Raw genomic sequence first — 19,704 nt, forward strand, 5'->3', positions numbered from 1 at the left:
TGCCTCCAAGCTGTACTGCATTCACCGAATACCGGGGCCCTGAAGGTATCGCGTGCGGGACCCGGCGGCCGGGGCGGCCGGGCCCACCCGCCCGCCGCGCTGACGGGCCGGCGCCGCAGGCCGCGGAGGGGCGCCCCGCAACGGCCGAACCCCCGGCGACCCGAGGAGGTCACCGGGGGCTCTGCAGGCCCGCGTCGGGGTCAGATCTTCTCGATCACGTAGTCGATGCAGGCGGTCAGCGCCTGCACGTCCGCCGGGTCGATCGCCGGGAACATCGCGATGCGCAGCTGGTTGCGGCCGAGCTTGCGGTACGGCTCGGTGTCCACGATGCCGTTGGCGCGCAGCACCTTGGCGACGGCGGCCGCGTCGATGTCGTCCGAGAAGTCGATCGTGCCGATGACGGCGGAGCGCTTGTCGGCGTCCACGACGAACGGGGTCGCGTACTTCGACGCCTCCGCCCAGCCGTACAGGTGGCGCGCGCTGGCGGCCGTACGGCCGGTGGTGAACTCCAGGCCGCCCTGGCCGTTCATCCACTCCAGCTGCTGGTTCAGCAGGAAGAGGGTGGACAGCGCCGGGGTGTTGTACGTCTGGTTCTTCAGCGAGTTGTCGATCGCCGTCGGCAGCGAGAAGAACTCCGGGATGTGCCGGCCGGACGCGTGGACGCGCGCCGCACGCTCCAGGGCCGCCGGGGAGAACGCCGCCAGCCACAGGCCGCCTTCGGAGGCGAAGGACTTCTGCGGGGCGAAGTAGTAGACGTCGCTCTCGGTGATGTCCACCGGCAGACCGCCGGCGCCCGAGGTGGCGTCCACCAGGACGAGGGACCCGGCGTCGGCGCCCGCGACGCGCTTGACCGGCGCCGCCACACCCGTCGAGGTCTCGTTGTGCGTGTACGCGTACACGTCGACGCCCGCCTCGGCCACCGGCTCGGGGTGCGTGCCCGGCTCGGAGGAGATCACGGTCGGCTCGTCCAGCCACGGCGCGAGCTTCGCGGCCTTGGCGAACTTGGACGAGAACTCGCCGAACGTGAGGTGCTGCGACTTCCGCTCGATGAGACCCGCCGTCGCGATGTCCCAGAAGGCGGTGGAGCCGCCGTTGCCCAGGATCACCTCGTAGCCCTCGGGGAGGGAGAAGAGGTCCCGGATGCCCTGGCGCACCGAGCCGACCAGGTTCTTGACCGGGGCCTGGCGGTGTGAGGTTCCGAGCAGGGAGGTACCGGTGGCGGCGAGGGCGTCCAGCGCCTCGATCCGCACCTTGGAGGGGCCCGCGCCGAAACGTCCGTCGGCGGGCTTGATGTCAGCGGGAATCTGGATCTCAGCCACGAGCGGAGCGTATCCGGTCCTGGTCCACGCCTTGGAGGCGCGTCCACCCGATGAGACGAGTCCCACCGGTGGGAGGGTGGGACCGTGACGTCACCCGGGGAACTCGAACGGACATTGCGGGAAAACCTGCGCGGGGAGGTGGACTTCGGGACCGCGGTACGCGCCCTCGCGACGATGGACGCCTCGAACTACCGGCGCGTCCCGGTCGGCGTGGTCGCCCCGCGCGACGCCGGGGACGTGGCGGCCGCGCTGCGGATCTGCGCGGACGCCGGCGTCCCGGTCGTACCGCGCGGCGGCGGCACCTCCATCGCCGGGCAGGCCACGGGCACCGGCGTGGTGCTGGACCTGACCCGCCACATGAACGCCCTGGTCTCCCTCGACCCGGCCGCACGCACCGCCGTGGTCCAGCCGGGCCTCGTACTCGACCGGCTGCGCGCCGCGGCCCGCCCGTACGGGCTGACCTTCGGCCCCGACCCCTCCACCCACTCCCGCTGCACGCTCGGCGGCATGATCGGCAACAACGCGTGCGGGGCCCACTCGGTGGCCTGGGGGACCACCGCGGACAACGTGACGGAGCTGGCGGTCGCGGCGTACGGGGGCGCGTCGTACCGGCTCGGCACGGGCTGGACGGGAGCGCCGGCCGGACTGCGCGATCTGGTGTCGCAGAACCTGGCCGTGCTGCGTACGGGCATGGCCGGGGGATTCTCGCGCCGGATCTCCGGCTACGGCGGGCTGGACGCGCTGCTGCCCGAGCGGGGCGTGGAGGTGGCCCGGGCCTTCTGCGGGAGCGAGGGCACGCTCGGGGTGGTGACCGAGGCGGTCGTCCGCCTGGTGGAGGCGCCGCGCGCGCCGGCGCTCGCGGTCCTCGGCTACGCGGACGAGAGCGCGGCCGCGGATGCGGCGGCGGGCCTGCTGGGGTTCGGGCCGCTGACCGTGGAGGGCATGGCACAGGACCTGGTCCGGGGCGCGGCCGGGCTGCCGCGCGGCGGCGCCTGGCTGTTCGTCGAGATGCCGGACGAGGGCGCCGCCCGGTCCCTCGTACGGGCCGCCGACGCGGTGGACTCCCTGCTGGTCGCGGACCCGGCGGGGCAGCGGGCGCTGTGGCGGATCCGCGAGGACGCGGCGGGCACGGCGACGCGGATGCCCGACGGGGGCATGGCCTGGCCGGGGTGGGAGGACTGCGCGGTGCCGCCGGCCCGGCTGGGCGCGTACCTGCGGGAGTTCCGCGCCCTGCTGGCGGCCCACGGGCTGCGCGGAACCCCGTACGGCCACTTCGGCGAGGGCTGCGTCCACGTACGGATCGACTTCGACCTGGCGTCGCAGGCGGGGATCGGCCGGTTCCGGGAGTTCTCCTCGGACCTGGCCGACCTGGTGGTCTCCCACGGAGGTTCCCTGTCGGGCGAGCACGGCGACGGCCAGGCGCGGGCCGAACTCCTGCCGAGGATGTACGGCGAGGAGGTCATCCGGCTCTTCGGCGCGTACAAGGACGTGTGGGACCCGGCAGGCGGCATGAACCCCGGGATGCTGGTCCGCCCGGCCCGGCTGGACGAGAACCTCCGCTTCGCGGTGCTGCCGGCGACGGCCTTCGCCGGGGAGGTCGCACGCTGCGTCGGCGTCGCGAAATGCCGGTCCACGGAGGTGGGCGGGCCGGGGGTGATGTGCCCGTCCTACCGGGTCACGGGGGAGGAACGGCATTCCACGCGCGGCCGGGCCAGGCTGCTGCACGAGATGCTGGCCGGGGAGGTCGTGGCGGACGGCTGGCGTTCGGCGGAGGTCGCCGAGGCGCTGGACCTGTGCCTGGCCTGCAAGGGCTGCCGCAGCGACTGCCCGGTGGGCGTGGACATGGCCTCGTACAAGGCGGAGTTCCTCCACCGCCACTGGGCGGGCCGCATCCGCCCGGCGGCCCATTACGTCCTGGGCGGCCTGCCGGGCTGGCTCCGCCTGATCGCCGCGCTCCGGGCCGCGGGCCCGGTCAACGCGGCAGCCCGCCGCCTGCCCCTGCCGGGCCTGGCGAGGGAGCGCCCGCTGCCCCCGCTGGCGCGGGTGCCGTTCACCCGCTGGTGGCGCACCACCCGCCGCGATGCGCCCGGGGCTGCGGATGCGGGCCGGGTGATGGTGTGGCCGGACACGTTCACCGAGTACCTGTCCCCGCAGACGGGGCGGGCGGCGGTCCGCGTGTTGGAGGCCGCCGGGTTCGGCGTGTCCGTCGCCCCGGCGGGGGTCTGCTGCGGTCTGACCTACCTCTCCACCGGCCGCCTCGACCGGGCCCGTACGGTCCTGCGCCGCACCCTCGACGCCGTCGGCGACGTACCGGACCCCGTCCTCGTCCTCGAACCCAGCTGCGCCGCGGCCCTGCGCACCGACCTGCCCGCCCTCCTTCCCGGCGACCCCCGCGCGGAGCGCCTCGCCGGGGCCGTCCGGACCTTCGCCGAGACCCTGGAGGAGTACGCCCCGCACTGGCAGCCGCCCCGCCTGGACCGCCCGGCCGTCGGCCAGACCCACTGCCACCAGCACGCCGTCCTCGGCGACGCGGCGGACCGCCGGCTGCGCGAGCGGGCCGGTCTGAGCGGCGAGCTCAGCGGCGGCTGCTGCGGCCTCGCCGGGAACTTCGGCTTCGAGCCGGGCCACCACGCGGTGTCCGTGGCCTGCGCGGAGGAACAGCTGCTGCCCGCCCTGCGCGCGGCCCCGGCCGGGGCCGCGGTCCTGGCCGACGGGTTCTCGTGCCGGACCCAGATCGCCCAGCTCTCCGACGGGAGCCGGGCCCGCCACCTGGCCGAGCTGCTGGCGGAAGGCCTGTAAGGCAAAACATGGCTGGTGGGTCCTTACGTACCCCTTAGTCTGGATTCATGCCCGTGCCCTCGTCCGTACCCTCCACCCCTGCTCCCGTCTCCACCCCCGCTCCCGCTTCCGCGCCGCCGGCCGCCGCCGGTTCGGGCCGCTTCGGTCCGGTCGCGCTGGTCATCGCCGCGGGGATCTCGGTGCAGTTCGGCGCCGCCCTCGCGGTCATGATCATGCCGGGGGCGGGTGCGGCGGGCGTGGTCACGCTGCGGCTCGCGGCCGCCGCGCTGGTCCTGCTGGTCCTGTGCCGCCCGAGGCTGCGCGGGTACGCGGCGGCGGACTGGGGCACCGTCGTCGCCTTCGGTGTGGCGATGGCCGCCATGAACGGGCTCTTCTACCAGTCCATCGACCGGATCCCGCTCGGCCCGGCCGTCACCCTCGAAGTGCTGGGTCCCCTCGTCCTCTCGGTCGTCGTCTCGCGCCGCCTGGTCAGCCTGCTGTGGGCCGGCCTGGCCCTGGCCGGTGTCGTCCTGCTGGCCGGCCACGGCGGTGGCGGCGGCTTCGGCGGCCTCGACCTCCTCGGCGCGGCCTTCGCGCTCGGAGCGGGCGGGATGTGGGCGGCGTACATCGTGTTCAGCGCGCGGACGGGCCGCCGCTTCCCGCAGGCGGACGGCCTGGCCCTGGCCATGACGGTGGCGGCGGTGCTCTCGCTGCCGCTGGGTGTGATCCAGGCGGGTTCCGCCCTCCTGGTGCCGAGCACGCTGGCGCTGGGGGCCGGTGTCGCCGTCCTCTCCTCCGTCCTGCCGTACACGCTGGAACTCCTGGCGCTGCGCCGCCTCCCCGCGCCGACCTTCGCGATCCTGATGAGCCTGGAACCGGCGATCGCGGCCACGGCCGGGTTCCTGATCCTGAACCAGGCGATGTCGGCGCTGGACGCGCTGGCGATCGCGCTGGTCATCGGGGCGAGCATGGGCGCGGTCCGCTCCCAGACCCGGAAGGCGGTCGTGATGCCGGCGGACGCGGTCGGCACGTAGCCGGCCGAGGCGCCGGAGGCCCGCCGGGGCAAGGCCTGCCTGCGCTTCCGCCGCCTGAAGCCTCAGGCGTAGCGGGATGTCATTGCCGCAAGGGTGGCGCGGATGCGAGACCGGAGGGCGGGCGGGGAGAGGACCTCGGCCTCCGGCCCCAGGGACAGGAACTGTTCCTCCGCCTGCTCCGGCGACTCGACCGGCAGGGCCGCGCGGGTCCACCCCGCCAGCTCGGGGTCCGGGACGCCGCAGGCGGCCAGGGCCCGGGCCTGGGCCCCCGTCAGCCGCGCGGCGCCCCGCGGGGAGAGCCGTACCAGCGCCTCCTCCGGATGGAGCCGCGCATGGAACTCCTCCTGTGCCCTGCGCCAGTGCGCCGCCAGCTCGAAGCCCTCCGGCAGCCCGCACTCCTGCGCGGTCTCGCGGACCGCCAGGATCTGGTCCACCCGGTACGTCCGCGGCTGCGCAGGCCCCTCGGGCCCGGCCGGCGCCGCCACCAGGTACCAGCGCCCCGCCTTCAGGACGAGCCCGTACGGTTCGAGCCGCCGGTCCACCTCCTGCGGCTCCTTCCACCGCCGGTAGCGGACCTCGATCACCCGCCCGCGCCACACCGCGTCGGCGACCTGCGCCAGGTACGGGGTCTCCTCGTGCTCCGCGTACCACCCCGGCGCATCCAGGTGGAACCGCAGCCTCATCCGGTCCGCCTGCTCCCGCAGTTCCGCGGGCAGGGCCGCCCGCAGCTTCAGCTGGGCGGCCGACAGGGCCTGCCCGAGGCCGAGCTCCGCGGCGGGACCCGGCATCCCGGTCAGGAACAGCGCCTCCGCCTCACCCGTGTTCAGTCCGGTCAGCCGGGTCCGGTAGCCGTCGAGCAGCCGGTAGCCGCCGCTGTGGCCGGCGTCCGCGTACAGCGGGACGCCCGCCTCGGCCAGCGCCTCCGCGTCGCGGTAGACCGTACGGACGGACACCTCCAGCTCCTGCGCGAGCTCGGCGGCGGTCATCCGCCCCCGGGTCTGGAGCAGCAGCAGGATCGACAGGAGTCGGCTGGATTTCACTGACACAGGATGTCGGGGGAGTGTTCGGCCGGTGAGCATGGCATCCGGCCGTCGAGCGCGGAACCGTCCGGCGCAACCGATGCCGCCTTTACCGGACGTGGCCGACTCGGCGCGCTCGATGCACCAGGACCGCGTTGCCCTCCCACGCCCGTCGCCGGAGGACTCGCCCCGCCCGACCGGCGCGCTGCGGTCGTACGGGTCGACCTCCGTGCCGGCCCCGTCCGCCCGGCGGTCCGTGCCGAAGGGCGGGGTGAAGTAGCCCGTGGCGGCGCACCCCGCAGGTCTCCTGATGCCGTGCGCCCCTCCCCGCCGGTAACGGGGGGTCGGCGGGGAGGGGCGCACGGGGGACCCGCCGGGGCATCAGCCCAGCGGCAGGTCCAGATACGACGGCGTGGCCTCCGGGGAGGTGAAGGCCAGCGTCGCGCGGGGCAGGTTGGCGTCCGCGTAGAACGGGTCGCGGGCGTCGATCACCAGCATCAGCCGGTGGCCGCGCGGGACGTCGTACGCCGTCGCCTGGAGCTCTATGTCGGCGCTGACCAGGCTGTCGGGTGGCGAGTCGAGGTCGGAGAACGGGGCGTGCGTGACGATGTGCGCCGTCCCGTCGGGGGCCGCATCGAGCAGGTACGCGACGAACGACGACTTGGCGTTCGCGGCCCGGTACGTGACACGCAGCCGGGGTGTGCCGCGCAGCCGCGCGGTCTCGGCCTCCGGGTCCGCGGCCCAGACCGCGGCGACGGTGCGGTCGATGTCGCCGGTCCGGTAGGTCTTCGGGCGGCCCGCGATCTCGTCGTACCCGGACCGCACGATCTCGTCGGCGACGGTCGCCGGGGTGTCCACCCCGCACAGGACGGTCGCGCTCCAGCCGGCCTCGGGCCCGTCGGCGAGCTCCCCGCCGCCCGCCAGGTGCAGCCGGCGCACCTGTTCGGTGATGGAGTGCCAGGTGGGGCGGGGTTCCAGGCCCTGGCCCCACATGACCTCGCCGAGTATCTGGCCCTCGGCGGCGATGCCGTTGTCGATCCCCTTGAGGTGGTGGTCGAACCAGCGGTGGGCGTTCGTCCAGATCCGGTTGGGCAGGCCGGTCATGCCCGTCATCTCGGGGCCGGAGTGGTCGCCGACGGAGAGGTCGAGGCGCTTGGGGCCGGTGAGCTCGTTGAACATCTTCAGGGTCTGGTTGCCCGGGAAGAGCGTTTCGTGCCAGGCGTGCGAGAAGTAGACGGGGACCTGGCGCCGGTTGAGCTCCTTGATGTGGCTGAACGGCGAGCGCTGCTCGGCCCAGCGCAGGGTGCCCCGGATGTCGCGGCCCGCGAGGACGTTCTCGAACACGCTCTGGGTCTGCGGGCTCAGCCGGGCCTTCGCGGCCGCCTTGAGCAGTGCCTGCACGGCGGCCACGTGCCGGGTCCGGTTCTCGTAGAACGCCTCGCCGAGGTCGCCCCAGGTGCTGAGCGCGACCACGGCGTCGACGCGCGTGTCGTGCGCGGCGACGAGCTGGCTGATGCCCGAGCCGTACGAGTCCCCCAGGAAGCCGATCCTGGTGACCGGGCCGGCGGTGCGCTCGATGACGTGGTCCAGGGCGCGGCTGCCGTCGGCGACATCCAACGGGCCGGCCACGTCGACCTGGCCCTCGGAGCCGCCGAAGCCGCGGGCGCTGTAGGCGAGGACGTTGTAGCCGCGGGCCGCAAAGACGCTGGCCTGGATCACGTACGGAAGCCAGCCGTGGTGCGTCCACGGCGAGGGCATCACGATCACCGGCCGCGGCTGGGCCCCGTGGTGCCGCCACAGCGCGGCGTCGAGCAGGTCCCCGTCGGCGCCGGCGACCTTGACGCGGCTGAAGACGGCGACGGACCGGACGTCGGCGACCTCGGCGGCGCGGGCCGGGGCGAGGCCGGTGACGTCGCCGCTTTCGAGCGCGGCGACGAAGGCGGTGAGGGCGGTCGCGTCGAGTTCGGGATAGAGGGAGAAGGCGGCTGAGATCACTTCGGTCCATCCTCTTCGTCGAGTGACGTTCGTCGGGTGACATGAACGTGGGTGCGCGCGCTCTGGGCCCGGAGCGGGGGACGAAGCGTTCAGTATCGATGCGACATCCGGTGATGTTTCGCCGCTTTCCGGCGTACGGCCTGAATCGCCCCTCGGCGGCAGGCGGACGCACCGTCCCCGGACCTGCCGGGTGCGGTGCCGGATGCCAAATACCCCTTGTCGTCCCCCAGTTGAGGCCGATGGCGTGAAGGCAATGTCCGATGACCAAATCATGCAAGCATGCTTGATTGTTTTGCTTGAGGCTGCCAGTCTTCCCCTCACGCCGAAAGGGGAGCCCGCCGTGCTCGATCCGTCAGCTGTCGCCGTTTTCGCCGATCTGCGCGAGGAAGGCCTCGAACTCGAAACCCTGGTGCGGGACCTGCCCGGCGCCGGCTGGGCCGCGCCCACCCCCGCGAGCGGCTGGACCGTCGCCCACCAGATCGCCCACCTGCATTGGACCGACCGGGCCGCGCTGGTCTCCCTCACCGACGCCGAGGGCTTCGCCGCCCTGGTCGAGGAAGCGGTCAAGTCCCCCGACTCCTTCGTGGACGAGGGCGCGGCACAGGGCGCCGCACTGCCACCCGCCGAGCTGCTGGCCCGCTGGCGGGCCGGCCGCAAGGCCCTCGACGAGGCGCTCGCCGCGGCCTCGCCCGACGGCCGCTTCCCCTGGTACGGGCCGCCGATGAAAGCCGCCTCCATGGCGAGCGCCCGCCTGATGGAGACCTGGGCCCACGGCCAGGACGTCGCGGACGCCCTCGGTGTGCGCCGCACCCCGACCGCCCGGCTGCGGCACGTCGCCCGGATCGGCGTACGGGCCCGCGACTACGCGTTCGCCGTACGGGGACTGCCCGCGCCCGCCGCGGAGTTCAGGGTGGAACTCCTGCCCCCGGACGGCGGCGAGCCCTGGACCTACGGGCCGCAGGACGCGGCGGACCGGATCACCGGCCCGGCGCTCGACTTCTGCCTCCTGGTGACCCAGCGGGCCCACCGCATGGACCTGGACCTGACCGCGACCGGCCCCGACGCCGACCGCTGGCTGGACATCGCCCAGGCCTTCGCGGGACCGGCGGGCCCCGGCCGGGCCCCGGGGGCCACCCGATGACCGGCCGTCGCCCCCTGCGCATCGCCAACGCCTCCGGGTTCTACGGCGACCGCTCCAGCGCTTTCGAGGAGATGCTGACCGGCGGCCCGCTCGACGTGCTGACCGGCGACTACCTCGCCGAGCTGACCATGCTGATCCTCGGCCGCGACCGGCTCAAGAACCCGGACCTCGGCTACGCCAAGACCTTCCTGCGCCAGCTGGAGGAGAGCCTCGCCCTGGCGCACGAGCGGGGCGTGCGGATCGTCGCCAACGCGGGCGGCCTGAACCCGGCCGGGCTGGCCGAAGCGGTCCGCGCGCTCGCCTCCGAGGCCGGGATCCCGTTGTCGGTCGCCCACGTCGAGGGCGACGACCTGATGCCGTTCGCGGAAGGCGCGCTGACCGCCAACGCCTACCTCGGCGGCGCCGGCATCACGGCTTGCCTGCGGGCGGGCGCGGACGTGGTCGTCACCGGCCGGGTCACCGACGCGGCCCTGGTCAGCGGGCCGGCGGCCTGGTGGTTCGACTGGGCGCCGGACGATTATGACCGGCTGGCGGGGGCAGTGGTGGCAGGCCACGTCCTGGAATGCGGAACCCAGGCGACCGGCGGCAACTACGCCTTCTTCACGGCCCACGACGTCCGCCGCCCCGGCTTCCCGCTGGCGGAGATCTCCGAGGACGGCTCGTCGGTGATCACGAAGCACCCCGGTACCGGCGGAGTCGTGTCCGTGGGCACGGTCACGGCCCAACTCCTCTACGAAACCCAGGGACCCCGCTACCTCGGCCCCGACGTCACGGCCCGCCTGGACACGGTCCGCCTCACGCAGGCGGGCGCCGACCGGGTGGCCGTCTCGGGGACCGTGGGCGAACCCCCGCCCCCCACCCTCAAGGTGGGGGTGACCCGCATCGGCGGCTGGCGCAACGAGGTGGCCTTCGTCCTGACCGGCCTGGACATCGAGGCGAAAGCCGCCCTGGTCCGGGCGCAGTTGGCCGACACCCTGTCCCAGGTCGCCACGGCGGACTGGACCCTGGCCCGCACGGACCACGAGGACGCGCCGACCGAGGAGACCGCGAGCGCGCTCCTGCGCCTGGTGGTGCGGGATCCGTCACCCGACCGGGTGGGCCGCGCACTGACCTCGGAGGCCATCGAACTGGCCCTGGCCAGCTATCCGGGCTTCCACGTCACCTCCCCGCCGGGGCCGGCCCAGCCGTACGGCATCTTCACGTCGGCGGCCGTTCCGGCGGCCTCGGTCCCCCACGTGGCGGTCTTCCCGGACGCAACCCGGCTCGCGATCCCCCCCGTCCCTGCTTCGGCCCGTCCGGCGCCCGAGGACCCGGGGGTAACCCCGGCGGCAGCCGGGGGAGGGACCGAACCGGCGGAAGTACCGGCCGGAGCAGCCGCCACCACCCGCGCCCCCCTCGGAAGAGTGGTCGGCGCCCGCAGCGGCGACAAGGGCGGCGACGCCAACGTCGGGGTGTGGGTGGAATCCGACGAGGCCTGGGCCTGGCTCCACACCACCCTCACGGTGGACACCTTCAAGGCGCTGCTCCCCGAGACGGGCCCGCTGCCCGTCACCCGGCACGCCCTCCCCAACCTGCGCGCCCTGAACTTCACCGTCACCGGCATCCTCGGCGCCGGCGTCGCCTCCGCCCACCGCTTCGACCCCCAGGCCAAGGCCCTCGGTGAATGGCTGCGCGCCCGTCACATCGACATCCCCGCCCACCTCCTGCCCACCCCGGAGGGGACCTGCCCATGACCCGCCTCACCACGGCCGTGGACCCCCACGCCCCCGAGTACCTCGCCCACCGCGCGGCCGCCACCGCCCGCCTCGCCGAGCTCGACGCCGAGCACGCCAAGGCCCTCCTCGGCGGAGGCGAGAAGTACACGGCCCGCCACAAGGACCGCGGCAAACTCCTCGCCCGCGAACGCATCGAACTGCTCCTCGACCCGGACACCCCGTTCCTGGAGCTGTCCCCGCTCGCCGCCTGGGGCAGCGACTACCCCGTCGGCGCCTCCATGGTCACCGGCATCGGCACGGTCGAAGGCGTCGAATGCCTGGTCACCGCCAACGACCCCACCGTCCGCGGCGGCGCCTCCAACCCCTGGACGCTGAAGAAGGCCCTGCGGGCCAACGAGATCGCCCGCCAGAACAACCTGCCCTGCATCAGCCTCGTGGAGTCCGGCGGCGCCGACCTCCCCTCCCAGAAGGAGATCTTCATCCCGGGCGGCGCGATCTTCCGCGACCTGACCCGGCTCTCCGCCGCCGGCATCCCCACCGTCGCCGTCGTCTTCGGCAACTCGACCGCCGGAGGCGCGTACGTCCCCGGGATGTCCGACCACACCATCATGATCAAGGACCGCTCCAAGGTGTTCCTCGGCGGCCCGCCGCTCGTCAAGATGGCCACCGGCGAGGAGAGCGACGACGAGTCCCTCGGCGGAGCCGACATGCACGCCCGCACCTCCGGGCTCGCCGACTACTACGCCCTCGACGAGCACGACGCGATCCGCCAGGCCCGCCGGGTCGTGGCCCGCCTCCACCACCGCAGGGCCCACCCGGCCCCGCCCCGGGCCGAGGAGCCGAAGTACGACCCGGAGGAACTCCTCGGCATCGTCCCCGCCGACCTCAAGACCCCCTTCGACCCCCGCGAGGTCATCGCCCGCATCGTCGACGGATCCGACTTCGACGAGTTCAAGCCTCTCTACGGCACCAGCCTGGTCACCGGCTGGGCCACCCTCCACGGCTACCCGGTCGGCATCCTCGCCAACGCCCAGGGCGTCCTGTTCAGCGCCGAGTCGCAGAAGGCCGCCCAGTTCATCCAGCTCGCCAACCAGCGGGACATCCCGCTCCTCTTCCTCCACAACACCACCGGCTACATGGTCGGCAAGGAGTACGAGCAGGGCGGCATCATCAAGCACGGCTCGATGATGATCAACGCGGTCTCCAACTCCCGCGTCCCCCACCTCTCCGTCCTCATCGGCGCCAGCTACGGAGCCGGCCACTACGGCATGTGCGGCCGCGCCTACGAACCGCGGTTCCTCTTCGCCTGGCCCAGCGCCAAGTCCGCCGTCATGGGCCCCCAGCAGCTGGCCGGTGTTCTGTCCATCGTGGCCCGGCAGTCCGCCGCCGCCAAGGGACAGCCCTACGACGACGAGGCCGACGCCGGGATGCGCGCCTTCGTCGAGGCGCAGATCGAGTCCGAGTCCCTGCCGATGTTCCTGTCCGGGCGGCTGTACGACGACGGGGTCATCGACCCGCGCGACACCCGTACCGTCCTCGGCCTGTGCCTGTCGGCCGTCCACAACGCCCCCGTCGAGGGCGCCCGCGGCGGCTTCGGCGTCTTCCGGATGTGAGAACGCACATGACGAACCTGACCTCCCTCCTGGTCGCCAACCGCGGCGAGATCGCAGTCCGTGTCTTCCGCACCGCCCGCGCCCTCGGCCTCGCCACCGTCGCCGTCCACTCCGACCCCGACGCCGACGCCCTGCACGTACGGGAGGCCGACGCGGCCGTACGCCTCCCCGGCGCCGCACCCGCCGACACCTACCTGCGCGGCGACCTCGTCATCAAAGCCGCCCTCGCCGCCGGTGCCGATGCCGTCCACCCCGGCTACGGGTTCCTCTCCGAGAACGCCGGCTTCGCCCGCGAGGTCATCGCCGCCGGACTGACCTGGATCGGCCCGCCGCCCGAGGCGATCGAGGCCATGGCCTCCAAGACCCGGGCCAAGGCGCTGATGCGCGCCGCCGGAGTCCCCCTCCTCGACCCCGTCGACCCGGCGCGCGCCACCGCCGCCGACCTCCCCCTCCTGCTCAAGGCCGCCGCCGGCGGCGGCGGGCGCGGCATGCGCGTGGTCCGCGACCTCGACGACCTGAAGACCGAACTGGACGCCGCCGCAGCCGAGGCCCGATCCGCCTTCGGCGACGGCGAGGTCTTCGCCGAGCCCTACGTCGAGCGCGGCCGCCACGTCGAGGTCCAGATCCTCGCCGACTCCCACGGCACCGTCTGGGCGCTCGGCACCCGCGACTGCTCCCTCCAGCGGCGCCACCAGAAGGTCATCGAGGAGGCCCCGGCGCCGGGCCTTCCCGAGACGCTGCGCGCCACCCTCCACGAGGCCGCCGTGGCCGCCGCCCGCGCGGTCTCCTACCAGGGCGCGGGCACTGTCGAGTTCCTCGTCGCCGCGGACGGACGCCCGTACTTCCTGGAGATGAACACCCGCCTCCAGGTGGAACACCCCGTCACCGAGGCCGTCTTCGGCCTCGACCTCGTGGCCCTGCAACTGCGCATCGCCGAGGGCACCGCCCTGCCCCTGACGCCCCCGGCGCCCGCCGGTCACGCCGTCGAGGCCCGCCTGTACGCCGAGGACCCCGCCCGGGACTGGCGCCCCCAGACCGGCGTCCTGCACACCCTCGCCGTCCCCGGCGAGGTCCGCGTGGACACCGGCTTCGCCGAGGGGGACACCGTCGGCGTCCACTACGACCCGATGCTCGCCAAGGTAGTCGCCCACGCCCCCACCCGGGCCGAGGCCGTCCGCGCCCTCGCCCACGCCCTGGCCGGAGCCCGCATCCACGGGCTCACCACCAACCGCGAGCTCCTCGTATGCTCCCTGCGGCACCCGGATTTCACCGGGGCGCGGCTCGACACCGGGTTCTACGAGCGCCACCTCGACTCCCTCACCGAAGCGGCCCCGGACGCCGCCCGCGCCACCACCCTGGCCGCGGTCGCCGCCGCCCTCGCGGACGCCGCCCCGGCCCCGGACGCCCCGCTCGCCACCCGCCTCGGAGGGTGGCGCAACCTCCGCTCCCAGCCGCAGATCCGCCGCTACGTGGAGGCCGGCACCGAGTACGAGGTCCGCTACCGGCCCGCCCGCAGCGGCCCCCCGGAGCTCGTGGACCACCCCGGCGTTCGGGTCCTCGCCGCGGATCCCGAGCGCGTCACCCTCGAAGTCGAGGGCGTCCGCCGGATGTTCCACGTGAAACGCAAATCGAACACCGGGGGCGGCGGAGCGGCCGAGACCTACGTCGACTCTCCTCCTGCCTTCGGCGGGGGGACTCCCGCGCTCGGCGCACACACCCTCACCCCCGTCCCCCGGTTCGCCGATCCCCAGGACCGCACCGAACCCGGCTCCCTGCTCGCCCCCATGCCCGGCACCGTCGTCCGCGTCGCCGAGGGCCTCGCCCCCGGCGCCGCCGTCACCGCCGGGCAGCCCCTGCTCTGGCTGGAGGCCATGAAGATGGAGCACCGCATCGTCTCGCCCGCCTCCGGCACGCTCGCCGCGCTCCACGCCGCCCTCGGCCACCAGGTCGAATTCGGCGCCCTGCTCGCCGTAGTCCAGGAGGAAACGCCCGCATGAGCTCCGTTGTCGAAACCGAAGAACACCAGGCCCTGCGCGCCGCCGTCGCCGCCCTCGGGCAGCGCTACGGCCGCGACTACCTCGCCCGCGTCGCCCGCGAGGGCGGACACCCCGACGAACTGTGGGCCGACGCCGCCAAGCTCGGCTACCTCGGGGTCAACCTCCCCGAGGAGTACGGCGGCGGAGGCGGCGGCATCGCCGAACTCTCCATCGTCCTCGAAGAACTCGGCGCCGCCGGCTGCCCCCTGCTGATGATGGTCGTCTCACCCGCCATCTGCGGCACGGTCATCTCCCGTTTCGGCACCGACGCCCAGAAGCAGGCCTGGCTCCCCGGTCTCGCCGACGGCAGCCGCACCATGGCCTTCGGCATCACCGAACCCGACGCCGGCTCCAACTCCCACCGCATCACCACCACCGCCCGCCGCGACGGCGACGAGTGGGTGCTGACCGGCCGCAAGGTCTTCATCTCCGGCGTGGACATCGCCGACGCCACCCTCATCGTCGGACGCGCCGAAGACGCTCGCACGGGGAGCCTCAAGCCCTGCCTGTTCATCGTGGAGCGTGACACCCCCGGCTTCACCCGCTCGGTCATCGACATGGAACTCCAGGCCGCCGAGAAGCAGTTCGAACTCGTCCTGGACGACGTCCGGCTGCCCGCCGAAGCCCTCGTCGGCGACGAGGACGCCGGCCTCCTCCAGCTCTTCGCCGGACTCAACCCCGAACGCATCATGACCGCCGCCTTCGCCATCGGCATGGGCCGCCACGCCCTCGCCAAGGCCGTCGACTACGCGAAGACCCGCCAGGTCTGGAAGGAGCCGATCGGCGCCCACCAGGCCATCGCCCACCCCCTCGCCGCCGCCCACATCGACCTCGAACTCGCCCGCCTGATGATGCAGAAAGCCGCCCACCTCTACGACGCCGGCGACGACATGGGCGCCGGTGAGGCCGCGAACATGGCCAAGTACGCCGCCGCCGAGGCCTGCGTGAAGGCGGTGGACCAGTCCGTCCACACCCTGGGCGGCAACGGCCTCACCCGCGAGTACGGACTGGCCTCCCTCGTCACGGCCTCCCGGGTGTCCCGCATCGCCCCCGTCAGCCGCGAGATGATCCTCAACTTCGTCTCGCACCAGACCCTGGGCCTGCCCAAGTCGTACTAGGCCGGCCACTCCCGGACGGCCGCCCCGCCTGCCCTGCCGTGCTGCATCCAACAGCCGGCTCCGGGCACGAAGGACGGCCCGGGCACGACTGCCGGCACCCGGCCGTGGCGGGTGGCTCCCGGCCCGGCGGGCGGCACCCGGCCGCGGCGGCCTCCGGCACCACGGACCGCAGCAGACCGGGAGGCCCGGACAATGGGTCTGGCCCTGCAGGGCAGCCGTCCGGGGGCACGCGCGCCCGGCGGCGACGGCCGGTACCCGGGGCCGACGGGCCGCACCGGGCCGCACCGGGCCGGCAGGCCCGGAAGGCCTGCCGGGCCTGCCGGTGCGGCCCGCACGATCCGCATCACCCGCACAACCTCCGGAGGACACCGCATGACCCGCCCAGTCGGCGCCGCGCGAGCGCGTGGCATCACCACCCTCACGCTCGACTCCCCGGCCAACCGGAACGCGCTCTCCACGGACCTCGTCGGCGAGCTGCGCACGGCCCTCGCCGCGGCGGCGGCCGACCCGGAGGCCAGGGCCGTCGTCCTCACCCACACCGGCACCACGTTCTGCGCCGGAGCCGACCTGAAGTCCCCCTGCGCCCCCGCCGACTTCGTCGCCCTGCTCCGCGAGATCGCCGAACTCCCCAAGCCGGTCGTGGCCCGGGTCACCGGCCACGTCCGGGCGGGCGGCCTCGGCCTCCTCGGCGTCTGCGACATCGCCGCCGCCGGCCCGGCATCCACGTACGCCTTCACCGAGACGCACCTCGGCGTGGTCCCCGCCGTGATCTCCGCGCCGCTGCTGCCCCGCCTGGACCCGCGCGCGGCAGCCCGGTACTTCCTGACCGCCGAAGCCTTCGACGCCGCCGAAGCCGCCCGCATCGGCCTGCTCACCCTGCACGGCGACGACGTGGACCGGATCCTCGCCCCCGTGCTCGCAGGCCTGCGCAAGGCCGGCCCGGACGCCCTCGCCGCCACCAAGGAACTGCTCACCGCCCCGGTACGGGCCGTCCTCGCCCGGGACGGCGCCGCGCTCACGGAGCTCTCCGCCCGGTACTTCGGCTCCGCCGAGGCCCGCGAGGGCATCACCGCCCGCTTCGAACGCCGGGACCCGGCATGGGCCCTGTGACCGACGCCCGGCCCGCCGCCGACACGCAGCCCGGGCCCAAGCAGGCCCGCAGCCGCGTCACCCGCCGCCACCTCCTGGAGGCGGCCGTCTCCTGCCTCGCCGAACAGGGCTGGGCCGGCTCCACCGTCGCCGTCGTCGCCGAGCGCGCCGGTGTCTCCCGCGGCGCCGCCCAGTACCACTTCCCGACCCGCGAGGACCTGTTCACCGCCGCCGTCGCCTACGTCGCCGAAGAACGCTCCGCCGCCCTGCGCGACCTCTTCCACGCCGGACACGCCGGACCCGCCGCCCGCCCCACCGTGGTCGAGGCCCTCGTCGACCTCTACACCGGAGCCCTCTTCCGCGCCGCACTCCAGCTGTGGGTCGCCGCCTCCAACGAGGAACAGCTGCGCCCCCAGGTCACCGAGCTGGAAGCCCGCGTGGGCCGCGAGACCCACCGCATCGCCGTGGAACTCCTCGGCGCGGACGAGTCCGTCCCTGGCGTACGCGAGACCGTCCAGGGCCTCCTCGACATGGCCCGCGGCCTCGGCCTGGCCAACGTCCTCACCGACGACACGGCCCGCCGTGCCCGCGTGGTCGCCCAGTGGTCCCGGATCCTGGACGCCACCCTCGGCTGAGGCCGGCAACGCCGAGGGCGCCGCACCCCTTGCGGGACGCGGCGCCCCGGCGTGGCCGGCGTGCGAAGGGTCAGGCCGTCTCGGCGATGTCGGCGTAGCCGTCGATCTCGCGCGGGTTGCGCTGGCCCGGACCGATGTAGCGGGCCGACGGGCGCACCAGGCGGCCCGTGCGCTTCTGCTCCAGGATGTGCGCCGACCAGCCGGCGGTCCGGGCGCAGGTGAACATCGAGGTGAACATGTGTGCCGGGACCTCCGCGAAGTCCAGCATGATCGCGGCCCAGAACTCCACGTTCGTCGCGAGCACCCGGTCGGGGCGGCGCGCGTGCAGCTCCTCCAGCGCGGCCTTCTCCAGCGCGGCGGCCACCTCGTAGCGCGGCGCGTCCAGCTCCTTGGCGGTGCGTCGCAGCACACGGGCGCGCGGGTCCTCGGCCCGGTAGACGCGGTGCCCGAAGCCCATCAGCCGCTCGCCCTTGTCCAGGGCCTTCTTCACGTACGCCACGGCGTCGCCGCTGCGCTCGATCTCCTCGATCATGCCGAGGACGCGGGACGGCGCACCGCCGTGCAGCGGACCGGACATGGCGCCGACGGCACCCGAAAGGGCGGCGGCGACATCGGCACCGGTCGACGCGATCACCCGCGCGGTGAACGTCGAGGCGTTCATCCCGTGCTCGGCGGCCGAGGTCCAGTACGCGTCGACGGCCTTCACGTGCTTCGGGTCCGGCTCGCCCCGCCAGCGGATCATGAACCGCTCGACCACGGACTCGGCCTTGTCGATCTCGCTCTGCGGCACCATCGGCAGGCCCTGTCCGCGCGCGGACTGGGCGACGTACGACAGCGCCATCACGGCGGCCCGCGCGAGGTCGTCGCGGGCGGTCTGCTCGTCGATGTCGAGCAGCGGTTTCAGACCCCACACGGGGGCGAGCATCGCGAGCGCGGACTGCACGTCGACACGGATGTCACCGGAGTGCACCGGGATCGGGAAGGGCTCGGCGGCGGGCAGGCCGGGGTTGAACGCCCCGTCGACCAGCAGGCCCCAGACGTTCCCGAAGGACACGTGGCCCACCAGGTCCTCGATGTCGACACCGCGGTAGCGGAGCGATCCGCCTTCCTTGTCCGGTTCGGCGATCTCCGTTTCGAACGCGACGACCCCTTCGAGCCCGGGTACGAAGTCGGACATCAGGCGGCTCCTCAGATAGTGCGAACACGCGCGGCTCCCGGCGTGACTCGCGGTCCGGCGCGGTCATCCCCGTTGATGCCCGGCACGGCCGTCGGTCACCCGTGTGGGGACCTCCGGACCGGCCCCAAGATTTTGGCGGTTCCGGATGGCAGGCGGAAGCGTGACATACGGCACACTGCCGCAAGCACTCCTGCGGCAGGATGGATCACGTGACCGATCAGGACATTGACCCCGCCACGATGCGCAAGCAGTACCGCTCGGAGATCGTCCACGAGGACAGCCTCTCCGCGGACCCCATGCGGCAGTTCGCCCGGTGGTTCCAGCAGGCCGCCGACTCGCACCTGTTCGAACCGAACGCGATGGTCGTCTCGACCGCGACCCCCGACGGCCGCCCCAGCTCCCGCACGGTGCTGCTGAAGCAGTTCGACGCACAGGGCTTCGTCTTCTACACCAACTACGGCTCGCGCAAGTGCCGCGAGATCGACGCGAACCCGCACGTCGCGCTGCTCTTCCCCTGGCACCCCATCGCCCGCCAGGTCATCGTCACCGGCACGGCCTCCCGGATCGGCCGCGACGAGACGGTGGCGTACTTCCGCTCCCGCCCGCACGGCTCGCAGCTGGGAGCCTGGGCGAGCGAGCAGTCCCGGGTGATCGCATCCCGCGCCGAGCTCGACCGCCGCTACGCGGAACTCGCGGAGCGCTACCCCGAGGGCGAGCAGATCCCGGTCCCGACCGAGTGGGGCGGCATCCGCATCGTCCCGGACTCGATGGAGTTCTGGCAGGGCCACGAGAACCGGCTCCACGACCGGCTGTACTACGTCCTCGAAGACGGCAAGTGGCGCCTGGAGCGCCTCTCCCCGTAGGGGAACGCAGACGACCCGCGGGCTCGGGTCCTCTCCTGCAGTGAGAGAAGCCGGCCGGACGTACCGGCGAGCCCGCGGGTCGGGTGACTGCTTGGGATTGGCGCCTGGCGATCCCGCCGGGCACCGCACTGGGTGCGTGCGACGACGGGCCCTTAGCCCGCAGCCACCTCAC

The 19,704-nt window shown here is 73.8% G+C and carries 14 protein-coding genes; 10 read left to right on the top strand and 4 right to left on the bottom strand.

Annotation, left to right across the window (positions count from 1 at the left end):
- Positions 1–200: 200 nt before the first annotated feature.
- Positions 201–1,319, bottom strand: a complete 1,119-nt coding sequence (gene serC / locus ABTY04_RS07730) for a phosphoserine transaminase (RefSeq protein WP_352212434.1) — start codon at positions 1,317–1,319, stop codon at positions 201–203.
- An 84-nt stretch (positions 1,320–1,403) separates the two neighbouring features.
- On the opposite strand from serC, the gene ABTY04_RS07735 reads away from it, so the two are divergent.
- Complete coding sequence (locus ABTY04_RS07735; protein ID WP_502996575.1) at positions 1,404–4,118, top strand: FAD-binding and (Fe-S)-binding domain-containing protein; 2,715 nt, start codon at positions 1,404–1,406, stop codon at positions 4,116–4,118.
- Positions 4,119–4,165: 47 nt separating this feature from the next.
- The gene (locus ABTY04_RS07740; RefSeq protein WP_352212435.1) at positions 4,166–5,131 is read left to right on the top strand and encodes an EamA family transporter; all 966 of its coding nucleotides are present in this window, start codon (positions 4,166–4,168) and stop codon (positions 5,129–5,131) included.
- Between the two features lie 62 nt (positions 5,132–5,193).
- On the opposite strand, the gene ABTY04_RS07745 is transcribed toward ABTY04_RS07740, so the two are convergent.
- Positions 5,194–6,171: a helix-turn-helix transcriptional regulator gene (locus ABTY04_RS07745; protein ID WP_352212436.1), complete on the bottom strand. Its 978-nt coding sequence runs from the start codon at positions 6,169–6,171 to the stop codon at positions 5,194–5,196.
- Between the two features lie 360 nt (positions 6,172–6,531).
- Complete coding sequence (locus ABTY04_RS07750; protein WP_352212437.1) at positions 6,532–8,145, bottom strand: alpha/beta fold hydrolase; 1,614 nt, start codon at positions 8,143–8,145, stop codon at positions 6,532–6,534.
- Positions 8,146–8,485: 340 nt separating this feature from the next.
- On the opposite strand from ABTY04_RS07750, the gene ABTY04_RS07755 reads away from it, so the two are divergent.
- The 7 genes from ABTY04_RS07755 (at position 8,486) to ABTY04_RS07785 (ending at position 17,492) form a co-directional block, all read left to right on the top strand.
- Entirely contained in the window at positions 8,486–9,286 is an 801-nt protein-coding gene (locus ABTY04_RS07755; RefSeq protein ID WP_352212438.1) for a TIGR03084 family metal-binding protein, read from the top strand.
- Entirely contained in the window at positions 9,283–11,019 is a 1,737-nt protein-coding gene (locus ABTY04_RS07760; RefSeq protein ID WP_352212439.1) for an acyclic terpene utilization AtuA family protein, read from the top strand. The genes ABTY04_RS07755 and ABTY04_RS07760 overlap by 4 nt, the downstream gene beginning before the upstream one ends.
- Complete coding sequence (locus ABTY04_RS07765) at positions 11,016–12,614, top strand: acyl-CoA carboxylase subunit beta (protein WP_352212440.1); 1,599 nt, start codon at positions 11,016–11,018, stop codon at positions 12,612–12,614. The genes ABTY04_RS07760 and ABTY04_RS07765 overlap by 4 nt, the downstream gene beginning before the upstream one ends.
- Before the next feature lie 8 nt (positions 12,615–12,622).
- Positions 12,623–14,611: an ATP-binding protein gene (locus ABTY04_RS07770; protein ID WP_352212441.1), complete on the top strand. Its 1,989-nt coding sequence runs from the start codon at positions 12,623–12,625 to the stop codon at positions 14,609–14,611.
- On the top strand, positions 14,608–15,768 hold the full coding sequence (locus tag ABTY04_RS07775; protein WP_352212442.1) for an acyl-CoA dehydrogenase family protein: 1,161 nt from the start codon (positions 14,608–14,610) through the stop codon (positions 15,766–15,768). The genes ABTY04_RS07770 and ABTY04_RS07775 overlap by 4 nt, the downstream gene beginning before the upstream one ends.
- A gap of 372 nt (positions 15,769–16,140) precedes the next feature.
- Positions 16,141–16,878, top strand: a complete 738-nt coding sequence (locus ABTY04_RS07780) for an enoyl-CoA hydratase family protein (RefSeq protein WP_352212443.1) — start codon at positions 16,141–16,143, stop codon at positions 16,876–16,878.
- Complete coding sequence (locus tag ABTY04_RS07785; protein ID WP_352212444.1) at positions 16,866–17,492, top strand: TetR/AcrR family transcriptional regulator; 627 nt, start codon at positions 16,866–16,868, stop codon at positions 17,490–17,492. Before ABTY04_RS07780 ends, ABTY04_RS07785 begins: the two co-directional genes overlap by 13 nt.
- 70 nt (positions 17,493–17,562) lie before the next feature.
- Here ABTY04_RS07785 and ABTY04_RS07790 read toward each other — a convergent pair whose 3' ends face one another.
- The gene (locus ABTY04_RS07790; protein WP_352212445.1) at positions 17,563–18,669 is read right to left on the bottom strand and encodes a citrate synthase 2; all 1,107 of its coding nucleotides are present in this window, start codon (positions 18,667–18,669) and stop codon (positions 17,563–17,565) included.
- A 200-nt stretch (positions 18,670–18,869) separates the two neighbouring features.
- Here ABTY04_RS07790 and pdxH point away from each other — a divergent pair, with 200 nt between their 5' ends.
- A complete protein-coding gene (gene pdxH, locus ABTY04_RS07795; RefSeq protein WP_352212446.1) occupies positions 18,870–19,532 on the top strand; it encodes a pyridoxamine 5'-phosphate oxidase in 663 nt (220 codons plus the stop codon).
- Positions 19,533–19,704: the final 172 nt, after the last annotated feature.

The organism is Streptomyces sp. NPDC097981 (assembly GCF_040302565.1).
Classification (GTDB): domain Bacteria; phylum Actinomycetota; class Actinomycetes; order Streptomycetales; family Streptomycetaceae; genus Streptomyces.